General features: G+C 36.8%; 4 protein-coding genes. 2 read left to right on the top strand and 2 right to left on the bottom strand.

What is annotated here, in order from left to right; translation table 11 throughout:
• Positions 1-133 precede the first annotated feature (133 nt).
• Positions 134-1,849, bottom strand: a complete 1,716-nt coding sequence (locus Spiro2_RS06355) for a hypothetical protein (RefSeq protein ID WP_338634782.1) — start codon at positions 1,847-1,849, stop codon at positions 134-136.
• Between the two features lie 226 nt (positions 1,850-2,075).
• Here Spiro2_RS06355 and Spiro2_RS06350 point away from each other — a divergent pair, with 226 nt between their 5' ends.
• Together Spiro2_RS06350 and Spiro2_RS06345 are read left to right on the top strand one after the other, a co-directional pair.
• Positions 2,076-3,167, top strand: coding sequence for a DsbA family protein (locus Spiro2_RS06350; RefSeq protein WP_338634781.1), 1,092 nt, complete (start codon positions 2,076-2,078; stop codon positions 3,165-3,167).
• Between the two features lie 157 nt (positions 3,168-3,324).
• On the top strand, positions 3,325-13,653 hold the full coding sequence (locus Spiro2_RS06345) for a fibronectin type III domain-containing protein (protein ID WP_338634780.1): 10,329 nt from the start codon (positions 3,325-3,327) through the stop codon (positions 13,651-13,653).
• On the opposite strand, the gene Spiro2_RS06340 is transcribed toward Spiro2_RS06345, so the two are convergent.
• The gene (locus Spiro2_RS06340) at positions 13,650-15,392 is read right to left on the bottom strand and encodes a LysM peptidoglycan-binding domain-containing protein (RefSeq protein WP_338634779.1); all 1,743 of its coding nucleotides are present in this window, start codon (positions 15,390-15,392) and stop codon (positions 13,650-13,652) included. The genes Spiro2_RS06345 and Spiro2_RS06340 overlap by 4 nt on opposite strands.
• Positions 15,393-15,560: the final 168 nt, after the last annotated feature.

Genomic DNA, 15,560 nt, shown 5'->3' with positions numbered 1-15,560 from the left:
TGTTTAAGGACGAAAGTTGTTATCTCAAATATTTTTAAAAATATGTTTAATTCTTAAAACATATTTTTTTATTATGTAAGTCTTAAATTCTTCTTTTGTCAAACATTGTTTCAAATTGGAAATACACTGATCCCTATCTTTCACCCAGTTCAATTGTAATATCAGCGGTAAGTCCAAATTCAGTGATTGTTGATTTCACAATTGGTGTGTTTAAACTTCTTTGAGAATAAAATAACTTACTGCCAATGTAAAAAGACGAATTTTGCTGACTTAATTTAAAAGCCGCTTCATACCCATGGGTTGGTTGAATTGGTTTATAATTAAGAGGAGCGGTAAAAATATATGATCCTTCTAGTTGTGCTTGCAGAGATCCAAGTTCAAAGAACGTGTAACCAATTGTTAATTTTGGATTGAGTGACGTAATTTTTGTATCAACTAAACTATTGAATCCTTCCATTGTATAAATAATATCTTGATTTAAAAAAAGATCTCCTTTAAAATAAAGACCAAAAGTAGTTGTATATTCAAGACCCATATTTAAATGAATTAATCCAAAACTCATATTTTGATCATCATAAATAGGAGACTCTAAATAAATTAAATACAATAATCCTCCGCCTAGATATGTAATAAATTGATCTGTCCAATTTGTAATTTGATAAAGTGAGATGCTTGGACTCGCTGCCGATTGAAAACTTGAATATCTATTTTGTGCAACGAGATATTCTCTGTTTTTTAAATACTTAACAGTTGTTAAGAGGCGCAAAGATGTTGGTAGATGCCATTCTGCATAACTTTGTATCGCAACTTCATTTGAATATATAGATTTTCCAGAAGAATTTTTTGCGACAACAACATAATAATATATTGTACCAGAATTGATATTTCTGTCGCTAAATTCTACTTCATTAATGTTATCTTGAATTAAAGCATAATCACTTTTTGATTTTTGAGAACGATAAATTTCATAAGTAATGTCTTCTTGTTCAATTTGATCCCAAGACAAAATAATAGTTTTATTTTCTAAAACAGCGATTAGATTATTTGGTGCTGGAGGGATTGGTAATTTTTTCTTTTTAATTACGGTGGTATTTTTTTCATTATCCACATCTTTAAAATTAAAATAATTATAGTAATCTTCTATATTTTTATATGCATCACGAATAATTTCTTCTTTTCCTTGGCTTTCAGGTTTATCAAATATATTTTGGTCATTTAAATCAATAATAGATGATTTTTCGTTTTCTGGTAGAAAATTAATTATTTCTTGAATATAATTATCAGGAACGGGAAGGATAATATACTCATTTGGAAAAATCAAATCTCCTTTTGTTTTTATTTTTTTAGGATTTAAAAATAAAGTTTTAGGAAGACTTCCATTTTTTTTATAAATTGGAAATACTTTGTATTTATATAGAAGCATACTAATCATGTCACCTTTTTTTACTTTATATAACAAAAACTTTTCTTCACGAATTATTGTATGGTTAGTTATTTTTATTTTTTTATTTCCGTAATTTTTTTCTTCTGGATCTGTTACTTTAACAAAATTTTGTAAACTTTCTTTAGTTGGAAGTAAAATGGTTTCTCCTGGGTGTATTCTATTTCCTCGTGCCTTTGACTTTGCAGGGTTTAATATTAAAAATTTTTCTAGGGATCCATTTTTACCATAAATAGGAAAAAGTTTATTTCTTTTTAAAACAATTTCTAGTCGATCATGTTTTTTTACTGTATAATATATAAATTGATTTTCAAAAGAAAAAGTTGGATTTTTAATTAAAATAATATTTAAAAACAATGTAATTAGTATTAACATTAATATTTTAAATAAATTTAAATTATTTTTCACAATTAAACAATCTTTCTAATACTAAAAAATTTATAAAACCCCTTATATTTCGGGTTGTTATTTGTAAAGTTAATATTGGCAAAAATGCCTCTAAAAATGATTTGACTAGGAATTTGTTTCCATAAAATTTTATAATTACTTTGTCATTTTTTTGTCTTGGCTAGGCAGTTTTTTTTAATTAAAATTATTACTATGAGTTTATGAATTTATTTTGAGGTTTTATAAAATGATTAAAATTAAATTAAATATTTCAAGAAAAAGCGTGTTATTGTTTTTGAGTGGTTTTTTTTTAGGGGTGACTCCTGTAGTAATTTTGTTTTTTAAAAGTTCTAACGAAAAAACTGTCAGAGATGAAAGTTATTTTGGCAAACCCATTATTGAAGTTGATGGAAAACAGTGGACAACGTTATCCTTACCAAAAGAATCGGTTGTTGAATATTATAATCTTCAAAGTAATATTAATAGCGCAGAAAATCATTTTGCTTCGCAAGCAGCGTTAAGACTTGTGCTCGCAAAAGATCAAGGAAAAAATATTGGTTTGGATACTTATCCAAGTTTGAAAGAGCTACTCGACGTTCAGCCCATAGATGATAAGGACGTAAAAAAATATTATGAAGAACATTATTCAAAGATTGGACAAAACTATGATAAAGTTAAAAATCAATTAAAACAACAGCTTTATAATCAAAAAATTTCGGATTATTCTAATAATAAAGTTCGTGACTACATAAAAAATAATAGAATAAAATTACTTATAAATAATAATGAACCTAGTCTTTTTAATATTGATGTCTCAGGATATCCCATTAGAGGTAATAAAGATTCTGATTTGGTGTTTTTAAATATTTTTGATTTTGTAGATTCTAAAAGCAGAGTTGCTGAAAATGAATTGAGAGAAATATATGATAAGTATTCTTCAAAAATTAAATTTATTAGTATTTTTTATCCTCTCTATCCCAGTGGTTTAAGTGGAATGTTGGCTCGTGGAGCATTTTGTGCAAAAGAGCAGGGAGATGATAAATATTGGAAATTTCATGAGAACGTTTTTAAGACACCAATGTCATTTCTTGAAAACAGTATTAATAATATTAACAAAACTCATGATTTGATATTAAGATTGGTAAAGAGTGCGAAGGTTGATGAAAAGTTATTTAGTTCGTGTTTGTCTTCTGATGAGTCCACTCATTATATTCAAAATTTACGATTTAAATTGAGTGCGACAGAGGGGTTAAAAGGGGTACCATCATTTTATTTTAACCGTAAGAATATTCAAACTTCATTAAAAGATTTTAATAAGTTTTTAAACTCACAGTTTTAAAAAATTCTGCTTGTATCAATAATTTGAACAACAACTTATTTTGCATACATATTTGGTATTTTAAAAGAAATACAGATATTGTTTATGTATAAATTAAGATATTATAATTATATAAAATTAATAAATAGAATTTTTTAATTTATGGGAGTTTATTTGTTTGCAGCGAAGCAAATTTTTAAAATTATTGTCTTTTCTTTTGTTTTTATCAATATTAAATATTTCATGTGATTACAATCCTTTGGGCGGAAAAAATTCTTATATTGATGGAGGCAATACGCCATTTTTATTATCACCGTATCCATTTTCGTTTGATGGAGTACTGGCTAAAGATGGCGAGGTTGTTTTAACGTGGAGCGAGTCGAAATTTGCGGATGATTATTCTGTTGTATATGGCACTTCACCAAATGACTTTTCTTTACAAGCAAGTGGCTGCACAGCTATAAAAATCAGAACATGCACAATTGGGAGTTTAACGAATGGAACGACGTATTATTTTAAAGTGATTGCGAGAAATATTTATGGAAAATTAGGAATCAAAAAAAATGTCGCACTGACTCCCAATCCCTTTCATCTAAAATTAGCAAATGCGACGAATGCGGTTTATATTTCGTGGCCGGATAAAGATGGTGCGCTTGGCACATCGACATATACGTTGCAGTATGGGACATCGCCAGGTGTGACATCGACTATTGTGCCCAATATCACCAACGGATATTTATTACAAAATTTAGTAGATGGGCAAAATTATTATCTTACAGTGACAATTTCAAATACAGCGGGAACAATAACAAGTTTTGAATCCTCGATTTTGGTGATAGCACCCCCAGGAACGCCAACTTGGAACGGGACTGCAACAGTGAATACCAGTACAATTTTAGTCAGCTGGAATGCGGCTTCGGGTGCAGGGAATATAAAATACACTGTGCTTAGAACGTTAACACCAGGAGATCCTTATTCGGCATCAGAGGTAGCCGGTTGTATCAACATCACAACTTTATCGTGTACAGATTCCGCCACAGGTTTGATTCCGGGAAATCATTATTATTATCTTGTTTATGCAACGAATGAAGGAGGCAATTCACCAAATTCGAGCAAATTGGATGTGGTGACTGTTCCCAAAGTTCCGGCAAATTTGATTGTTCAGGTAGAAACGTCGAGTTCGAATAAATTGTTGTGGGCGAGGGCAGAGGGCAATGCCGATATTGATTTTGAGATTTATCGTTCGACCACAACGCCTGTTGTGCTCAATCCCAGCAATAAAATTGGCACTGTGAATTCTACGTTTTTATCTCCTAATAATTCCTACATTGATAGTGCAACTTTTAATGAAAATACAATATATTATTACACAGTGATTGCAAAAAATGGCAGTGTTTCTTCTGCGCCTGCAATAGAAAGTGATCTTCCATCAGAATTGTTGACAGCGCCTTCGGTGATTAATTTTCCTTCTGTGACATCGGATGCTATTAATTTAACCTGGAATTTTGTAACAGGAAATGCGCCTGTTATTTATAATTTGTATCGTTCTTTACAAAGCAATCCTGTGAGTTGGGATGGGCCTATTTATACTGGTTCCAATGCATTCTTTAAAGATCCCAATGTCAATCAAAACACCCAATATTATTATAAAGTTTCTGTGAAAAATTTAAGACAGGGAGCTGTTTCGCAGTTTTCCAATGAATATTCCGTTGTCACGGGTTTGAGCGCCGCGCCTATTTTGCAAGTTCCTACACAAATCACAAGCAGTTCTGTGAGATTAAATTGGGATTTGTTGCAAGGGAATGGAGCTGTGACGTATGAGCTTTATCGAGCCACAAACAGTACCGGACCTTGGGGTTCGGCAATATTTTCTAATAATTCTGCAACAACGTTTCAAGATAATGGTTTGAATGAAAATACTATTTACTACTATAAAATAACCGCAACCAATAATGCTCCGGGTGCCACAGCCATTTCATCGGATGCGGTGCAGGCAACAACTGCCAATGCCACGCCGCCATCTTTTATATTACCTATCGCCAATATTACCGCAGATTCAGCGCAAATCAGTTGGAACGCAGCACCTAATAATGGAAAAACGATTTACAAGTTGTACCGTTCTACAACAGGTACTGCTGGAAGCTGGAGCTCACCCATTTATGAAGGAACGTTAACAACGGTTACTGACAATAATAATGGTGTTGGTTTATCAGAAAATACGGATTATTTTTATAAACTCGAGTTAACAAATGATTCAAAGGGTGCTGTAATTTTAGAATCGACACCTGTTACCATAACCACAAATTTTAAAAATGCCCCAACTATCACAACAAGTGATGTTGGGGTTAATTCTTTGAACATACAGTGGAGCAAAATGAATGGCACAGGTGCTGTCACGTATAATATTTACCGTTCGACCGCAACACCAGTTGATACATCGGGCACTCCAATTTGTACAAACCTCACTTTAACGTACACCTGTACCGATTCAACAGTTCAATCAAGCTCCCGTTATTATTATGCGGTGAAGGCGACAAATAGCACCAGTTCGATTTCTGCAACAAGCAGTCCTGTTGTCACGTTACCCTCTACTCCGAATGCACCCACAGTCACCGCAATTGATGGCAAAGTGACTATCACGTGGGCACAGAGTCCTGGAACTGGGGATACGTCGTTGATTTCCTATATTGTACAAAGATCAAGGCTCATTGGCAGTGGTTATCAGGATGTGATGGGGTGTGCCAATGTTTCCTCTGCGTCATTAACATGCACAGAGAATGTCGGTCCTGTCGATGGCAATCCTTATTATTACACTGTGAGAGCAAAAACTTTAACAGGGCTATCGGCTGCGGCCAGCACACCCTCCGCTGTGACTCCCATAACTCCCATTGTTGCGGTGAATGTCACAGTAACCCCCACACAAATTACGTTAAGTTGGAGCGGAGGAATTGGGCGCACCACACAAACCGTGTACTCATCCACAACGGCAGTGGGCTCTGCCCCCGGTAACGGGGGATCAAGCACAGGTTGTGTCACGTCTCCCTGCAATTTTCCTGCGACAAGTGGGCAAATTATTTATTACACAATTGTTGCGAGCAATGCGAATGCGTCCACAACATCAAACGAATATGTTGCTGTTGTGCACCCTTCGCCGTTAACCAAATTGGAAGCTCTCGATGGCGCGATTAAAATTTCTTGGAGCGCTGTGGCGCAAGCAACAAATTATAAAATTTATTTTTCAGATGTTTCTGGGCAAGCTGTGTCGGGAAATCAATTGGGTTGCGATGCAGGGCTTTCTTTAAATTGTACGATTTCTGGGCTAATAAATGGGCAAACATATTATTTTGCACTGGTGATCACCCGATCGGTGGGAGGTGATTTTATTGGTACCGAAGACGCTGCTGTGCCAATTGGCAAATTTGATATCACACAATTGGTCGCAACAGGATCTTCATCAGCTGAAATCACTTGGTCGCAATCCCTTGGGGCGACAAGTTATGATATTTCGTATGGAACGTCTTCCGAAAATTATACAACCACCTTGCCCACGGTGAGCGCAAACGTCGCGCTGCCTTACGCAATATCGGGACTCAAGGTGGGAGAAACCTTTTATTTTATGGTGACTGCAAAAAATGCCTACGGTTCTGTGCGTGCCAATCAAGAAAAAGTTCTGCAAACTCAAGCAGGAGTTCCTACAGGCTTAAAAATAACGGCAGCAACAAGCACTTCGCTCACTTTAAATTGGTCTACAACGGGCAATCCACCAGTTACGTATAAGGTTTACCGCGCCAATGGAGTGGGGGCTCAGTTTGTGCCAAACCCAAGCACTCCTGTGTGTACAGTTTTGTCTACAGCGTCTCCAAGCAATGCTTGTATCGATACGGGATTGCAACCCAATACGGCTTATTACTATGTGATTACAGCAACAAATTCACAGGGAGAGTCTGATTATTCTCCAGTTATTGATGGTGTGACCGCGCTTTCTGCATTGCCGACGTTTGATGCTGCGACAAATGTCACTGATACCTCATTGACGATAAATTGGAATGCCTTATCTGGAAATGGTGTTGTGAGTTATGATCTAAATCGTTCTCTGACAGGAGCAAATGGGTCATGGACAACCGCACTCAATGCCGCACCGAAAACAGCATTGAGTTTTGCAGATTCTGGTTTAACCGAAAACACAACATATTATTATCGCTTGATTGCAACAAATAATTCTATCAATACGGCCTCTGTGACATCTGCAAACTTTAGTGTCACAACAAATTTAAAAACAATTCCAATTATAACAAATCCTGCGGTGTCTGTGACACCTTCATCGTTGATTCTCAATTGGACGCACCCCGGTGTGAATTCGTCTAATCTTGTTTATCGTGTCTATCGTTCTGCAACAGGACTGAATAATAGTTGGGGATCACCAATCAATACGCCAACATTAAATGTTAAAACATTTTCTGACACAGGGTTATCAGCCAATACAAAATATTATTATAAAGTCACTGCCTCGAATGATGGTGGTGTCACAGAGATTGCATCGAATAATTATGATGTGACAACAGCCTTGCTGACGATACCAAAATTTGTCGACTCAGAAACGCTTGTCACGACAACAACGGCATCATTAACGTGGACTCAAGCCGAAGGCGGAGAGCCCGTTACGTATAAACTCTACCGTTCTACAACGGCAGGAAGTTGGGGAACTCCAATTTTAACGTCGCCGACTGCACTCACTTACACCGATTCGGGTTTGACTCCAAATACAAAATATTTTTATAAAATTACGATCACAAACAACGCACCTGGTGCGACAGAATTGAGCTCGAGCGCGTATGAGGTGATTACGGATTTGCTTGCAAACCCAACGTTTGCAGCAACGTCTAGCATTACGGCAACGTCAATGACAATCAATTGGAATGCGTATCCAGTCTTGGGTGCAACGGTGACCTTTAAGCTGTATCGTTCTGAAACAGGGAATGGAAGCGATTGGGTGGGTCCAATAAATACCCCCTCATCAAGCACAAGCTATAACGACACAGGTTTGAAGCAAAATACAAAATATTATTATTTATTAAAAGCAAATAACAATTCTTTAACCGCCTCAGAAAGAAGCAGTGTCAGCAATTTGCAGCAAACAACGCAAATATCGGAAAAGCCAATTTTAACGACAATCAACACAACAACGAGCGATGCCACATTGCAGTGGGAAAATATCAAAGGTAATTGGAATGTGACCTATTCTGTTTATCGCTCTACATCGTTGCCTGTCAGCACTTCTGGCGCTGCGGTTTGTACAAATCCTTCAGCAAATACCTGCACGGACAATGCGTTAAGTCCTGGAAATATTTATTATTATGTTTTAGTTGCCAATAATACAGTCAATCAAACAGTGTCTGATCCCATTACAATCACAACAACGCCCCCAGCTCCTCCCGCACCGACTGCTGTTGCAGTCGGTGCTGTCGTGACACTCACTCTTTCTCCAGTGACAGGAGTGGCCAATCCCTCGGCAATCACATACACCGTGCAAAGAAAATTAGCAGTTGGTGGTACTTTTAGTGACGTTCCTGGTTATTCTGCCGTAACAGCAAGTAGTTTGACGGTGACAGATTTTCTTGGTGTGGTAGATGGGGTCACCTCTTATGTGTATCGCGTGATTGCAAATCTCGCTGGTGCGAGTTCTTCCCAACCATCTGCAACAGCAACAGTGACTCCCATTGCGGTGTTTCCTAATCCAACACTATCGTCGACGGCAACAACAATCACATTATCTTGGGTAACTCCTGCAGGGGCTGCGACGTTTGAAGTGTATACGTCGACGGTTGCAGGAAACTCCAATCCCACCACGGGTGGCGTACTTGTACCAAGCTGTACGTCTTCTCCTTGTACTTTTCCTGTGGGAACCCTGGGGCAAACGGTTTATTATTCTGTTTTAGCACAAAATACGACAACAAATGGTGTGGCAAAAAGAAAATCAAATGAAGTGTTTGTGACTCCCATTCAGGTGAATGACATTCAGGTTATTGCTGCCAACAGCAAGGCAACCATTCAATGGAGTTTGGTCGCCGATCCCAACATTACCAATTATACAGTTTATTACGCAACCACTGCAGGTGGTTCATTAACATCGGGCAAAACATTAGGGTGCAATGCCGGACTCACAGCAACATGCGATGTGACTGGCTTAACCAATGGGCAAAAATATTATTTTTCATTATTTGTCACGCGTCCTATAGGGGGGAATTTTCAATCTTCCGAAGTGTCAGGAACTCCTGTGGGGAATTTTGCCATCAACTCGGTGACGACAACGACATCGAGTGCCACATTAACGTGGCAAAAATCAGTGGGAGCCACAAAATACAAAGTCAGTTTTGGCACGCAAAGCGGTGTGTATACCAGTGAGACAATCGTCAATTCCACAGGTGCCGCAACAGAATCTTATACCATAACTGGTTTAAATTCTGGGGTGTTGTATTACTTTTATGTGTCTGCACAAAATGCTGACAATGGATCCGTAGGGGCAACGGAAGAAAAACTTGATGTCACTGTGCCCATTTCTCCAAATAATTTTAAAGTGAGTCAAACAGACTACAACTCTGTTTCTTTAGAATTTAGCAATGATTATATTTCTGTTCCGTTGATTTATAAAATTTATCGAGGAGCAAGCGCGACGTTCAATGTCACAGATTCGGGTGTTGTTGAAGTGTGCGCAATTCCTGTTACTTCAAGCGCGCAGGCTGTGTTAAACTGCAAAGACGAAAATAGCCCCGCAGTTTCTGAAAATAAAATTTATTATTATAGAGCCGTTGCAAATACCAATCCAATTAATGGTGTGAGTGCCAAAACCTCAACACCATCTTCTGTTGTGAGTGGTGTCACGCAATTCAATGCAGCAAGCACTTTTGCTGTTGCAGTCAAAGCAGGAACGTTGTCTGCGCAAAGTGTCACATTAACGTGGACGTTTGATGTTGGCACCGAGAAAATAGACTATGACGTTTTTCAGTCAAGCACGGCAAATGCCATTGCGAGTGGCGCCTTGATCAGTTGCACACCCGTGTTGAGTTCTGCGTTGCCATCAGCAACAAATCAATGTGTGGTCAATGGATTATCAGAAAATCAACGTTATTATTTTGCAGTGCGAGCAAAAAATGGAGCACCGAGTGGACGTCCTATCATTTCTTCTGATGTTCTTGTGGTCACACAGTTTTCCACCACAACATTCCCTGTCACGTTATCGAGTGTCAATGATGTGTCTGCAACTTTAAATTGGACGTTTCATATTGGCAGTTCGAATGTTGATTTTGTCATTTCTTCTGTTGTTGGTGGCACGTCAACTGCTTTGCTGGCAGCACAAATTGCCACGTGCACGCTGACAAATTTAGCACCCTCAAGCACAGAGAGAAGTTGTAACATTACAGGACTGTCACAAAATACAAATTACAAGTTCACAGTGCAAGCGGTAAACAAGTCAACTCCAACGGCATCGACACTCACCTCGTCTGGGGTGGATGTGATCACCGCATTTGCTCCTGCTGCCACGTTTGCCATTTCTGTGACCACAGTGAATAGTGGTGATGCCTCAATTCAGTGGACATTGGGAATTGGGAACTCGAGTGTTGATTACACGGTTAACATTAATAATGTGGATATTTCTGCGACAAATATTACGGGGTGTACGCTCACAGCCCAAGCGCCCAGTGCAACGTTAAATTGTAAAGTTTCTGGTTTAACGTTAAACACATCACAAGTGATTTCTGTCAAAGCCAAAAATGGATCTATTGGCACGAATTCGCAAATTACTTCCAATTCTGTGACTGCTGTGACGCCCTTTGCGGCAGCTACGTCGTTTACAATTACAAATTCAAATCTTACGCACAATTCTGTGACGTTAAGCTGGGTATTAAATGTAGGGAGTGCTGGAATTACGTATTCCATTACTGAAGCAAATAGTTTAACGTTTTCGCAATCATGCTCTTTAACATCCATTCCACCCGCAAATACAATAACCTGCAACATAACAGGGTTAACCGAAAACACAAATTACACCTTCAATGTCACTGCGACAGGGCAAGCTACTTTTCCTTTAGTCACTGGCAAAAAAACAATTCTAATTGCCTCTGCTGTGTTAACCAAGCCCTTTACCGCACCCACAGGTTTAACCGCAACAATTACGGGTTCTGGGCCTTCCGCCATTCAATTGAATTGGAATTTATCATCAGGCAGTGGTTTGACCTACACGGTATTTGTTGCAGAAAGTCCCACCGCTGTGACGACCACGAGCGAAAAGTTTTGCACGAACATCACATTGAGTACCTGTTCGAATACGCAATATGCGGGAGCGGCATTAACAACAGGAAAAACATATCAATTTATAGTTGTGTCAGAAAATGCTTCGGGTCAATCCAACGCCAGTGCCGTGGCCAGTGTGTTATTCAGTCCTCCCATAAACTTAACTGTCCCAACCATAACGGGAACAATTCCTGCTTCGGGAATTATGCAAAATTCAGGCACAGCTTTAACAGGCGGATTTGGCTCGTGGGAAAACACAGGAGCGGCCTGCACGTACAGGTGGTACCGCAATGGCCTTGGGATAACGACAGGTCCAAATGTCACAGGAACGATTTCAGCGGCGTCGCCAAGTACCAATTATACAACGCAACCGGATGACAAATGCCGGGTGATCACGTTTGGTGTCAGCTGTACCAATGGCCTCGGGACAACAAATGTTTTTAGTGCAGGGCTCAATTCAACATTTGGCATCAACACGCAAAACATTGTAAATGAGTATTCAACACGTGTTGGCCCTTCGGTTACCGCTACAGGTTCTTCGCAAATTAAAGGATTTTTAGATAGTTTGATTGCCAAAAGTATTCCGCTACCCGATTATTTTTATGCCATGCGCAGTTATCAAAATGCAGCCACAGGCACAAAATTGTATGACCTGTATTGCCCCGCACAAGATGCCTCTTCCATTGTGTACAACACGTGGGATACGCGTGGCATTTTAAATACCAATATTGCTTCACAAATTGCTACAGTGCCAAACGTATTTTCTGGCAAACCGTCAACCATTGCTGCAATTGCGGCAACACCCGTGTTTGCCTCAAGCTTTCGCGGTGTTTCGGGCTATGCCGGAAGTGATCCCAATGTCAATACCTCGTTTGGTTACGCCAACGTCGCAAACGCTCTGAATGTTGGAAGTGGAATTGAAACCTCTTCCGTCAAATCTGTCCCTTTGCTATTGCCTGGCTTGTATGATTATTTTGGTTTTTATTCCAGTAGCCCGAACTATGGTTTAAAGTTTGCCAACTCTTTTGCACAACCTGCTGCTGCAAAAGCGACTTTTAATGCCACTGGTGGCTTAATTTTAGGTGCATATAACAATAATCCTATTTTTTTAAACAATGGGTTAAATTCTTTTATGCCTTTTGCTGCAGCATGGACGTCAACGGCTTTAACTTTTCCTCAACAAGAAGATGTCCGCAAAGCCTATTATCCGACAATGGGAGTAGGCTTGCATAAGTTTGTATATGTCATAACTTGGGAGCCAAATAGCACTGATAAAGATTCTTTACACCGTTGTGCCTTGAATATTTTTGATGGCAGTATTCAATCGTGTTCTGTGGTGGTTGCTCCTTTTGATTATGGAACTACTGTCTATGTGCAACAGATTGGCCAAGTAAAAAAAATTTATTTTTCTTTGTATATGGGTAAGATTTATTTGTGTTCTCTTGACGAAATTAATGGAACTGTAAGTAGCGGTAGTGCAATAGCTGATTGCCCATTAATAAGAAATGCGAGCGGCACAGAATTACGGGGTTTAGCAATTTATGCTAGAACAACTCCATCAATTCCTACCAATATGTATATAACAAATGATTCTGGCAAAAAAATTTATAATTGCAGTTTAAATCCAGATGGAACCATTGTGACAACTCCTGCGTGCTTAGAAACAAGCACTTCTTCTTTTACTGGAAAACTGCTGGGTGCGACTGTCTTTCAAAATTATTTGTATGTTGGGACACAAAGCGGAGAGGCTTTGGTGTGTCCTATTAATACATCTAATGGAAATTTAGGCACATGCACAAGGACAGCAAGTACCAATGCAACAGGAAACTCATCATTTGCTGCCATCGGTTATGCAAGATCTATTAAATTTTATGACACCGGATCAACAGTTTTTGCTTATATTAGTAATCGTAGTAGTAATGAAATTTATAGATGCACTTGGAATAGTTCTAATGGTTTTTTGCATACGTGCTCTACTGTTTCAGCAGGTACATTACAATTTCCAAGTGGTCTTTTTATTTCAAAGAGTTTAGATAATGTGGCGAGAATTTATATCACCAATATAAAAATAGGTGCTACAGGTCCTTACAACCCTTATTTGGTTATTTGTCAAATTAATAATTTAACAGGATCTCTTGGCGCATGCGCAACAACTCAAACAAACCCAACTCCATTTGGAATTCAAAGTGCAGAAGATATTTATATCCAAGATTTTTAATTGGGTAAGTCTGTTGCAAGCGTAAAAGAAATGCCAACTTCTGTGTAGTTAAAATTAATCGGTTTGATCACTGTCCAATATCGCGAAAAATATAAGCGGGATTGAAATTCCCAATCTTCATTTTGATGATTTGCAGTGACCGCAAACTCATAACCTTTACCAAAGTTTGCTTTGTAAACTTCATTTTCAAACGGTTTGTGTAAGGAAAATCCAAACTCTCCATAGATATTAAAATATTGATTTTCAAATAATTTGTAACCACCAAGTAATTTAAATTTAGTTGTTGGAATTTTTTCGAGCATGATTGTTTCAAAATCGATAGCTCTAAATACCAGTTCATCTCCATAGTTAATATCAAATTTTCCATAAATTTTAGGGTTAAACTGATATTGAATTCCTGCATTTAAATGAATGAGTTGAAAAATACTTTCTCCAATAACAATAGCGGTTTCAGATTGCATAATTTGCGAAGCCTCATACCTAATACCGAGGTTGGTGCGCATTAAGGAGTTCCAAGTTTGAATAAGTCCTAACTCAACTCTTCCTAAAAGCCGAGATAATAACACGGCTCGAGTTTGTGATTCTGGATCTTCATCAATGATTCTTAAATAATGAGATCCGATTTCTGAATAAACTTTTTGAAAATTTTTTTCTTCATTATTTTTGGAAACTGTAGTAGTTGCAACAGGTTTTTCAAGACAGAGTTCTTCTCCTTCACTAAAAGTATAATTGTTTCTTGTAATGTGTTTGTTATTTTCTAAATTTTTTTCAAATGATCCTTCTTCGCCATAAATTGGAAGCAATTTATTTTTTCTAAGTATTTCTGTATAAGTTTCGCCTTCTTTTGTTTTGTAGTAATTGCATGTAATTTGCTTTTTTTCTGGTTCTTTTTTGATTATTAGTTTTTTATTAGTAATTTTGGGTTTAATTGGAGCAATTATATTTTTTTCTTTTAATTGATCTTCATGATTTTCTTGATTTTCGTCTGATTTGTCTTGTTGAATTTTTAAGTCTTCTTGTTTCTTTATGTTTTTTTCTAAGAATTTTTTGTAATTTTCATTAAGTGAAGGATCATTTTCTACTATTGGATTTTTAGAAATTAATGGCGCAAAGTTATGTTCAATTTGTAATAATTCATTGTTTTCAATTTTTTTTGAATCTTCTTCATGACTGTTTGATTCGTTTTCAATTTTGTTAGGTAAACAAAGTATTTCTTTGATTTTTAAAAAATTAGCATTTTTTGTTTCTTTATTGTTAATAGCTAAGGTTTTATTAAGGCTTCCTTTTTTTCCAAAGACAGGAAATAGATGCTGGCTTTTAAGAATGCTGATTAATGTATCACCTTTTTTTACTTGATATGTTGTGCAATTTTTATTAGAAAATTTATCTTTTTCTGCTGTTTTTTTTATCTCAATATTTAAACTTTTATCGCCAATTTTTGGTAGGCAATAAACTTGACCTTTTTTAATTAAATTTTTTCTTTCAGAATTTTTTCTGTTATTTAATACATAAAATTGATTGAGAGAACCATTTATTCCAAAAATTGGATATATCGCATTTTTTCTAAGAATTTTTATAATATAATCACCGTTTTCAACCGTATACAAGTGACAATTTTCTTGATTTATTGTTGAGTCTAAATCTTTAGAATAAATTTTAAAATTTAATATTGTTAGTAATAATATAGTTATTACTATAATTAAATTATTGTAAATTTTAAATAAAATTTGTTTACTCAAAATAATTTTTCTCACTCTTTTTTTACTATATATCTATTCGGAATTTTTAATTTTTTTATGATTCTGTGTTTAAACTAGAATCAAAAAAATGATAACTTTGGGCAGAATTTTTTATATAAAACTTGACATTTATAATGAAAATTTTACCTTGTATTTTTTGGATTTAGG

Origin of the sequence: Spirobacillus cienkowskii, from assembly GCF_037081835.1 — a bacterium.
In the GTDB taxonomy this organism is placed as follows: domain Bacteria; phylum Bdellovibrionota_B; class Oligoflexia; order Silvanigrellales; family Silvanigrellaceae; genus Silvanigrella; species Silvanigrella cienkowskii.
The sequence above is the reverse complement of the archived record's forward strand: the minus strand, read 5'-3'. Positions and strand labels throughout refer to the sequence as shown.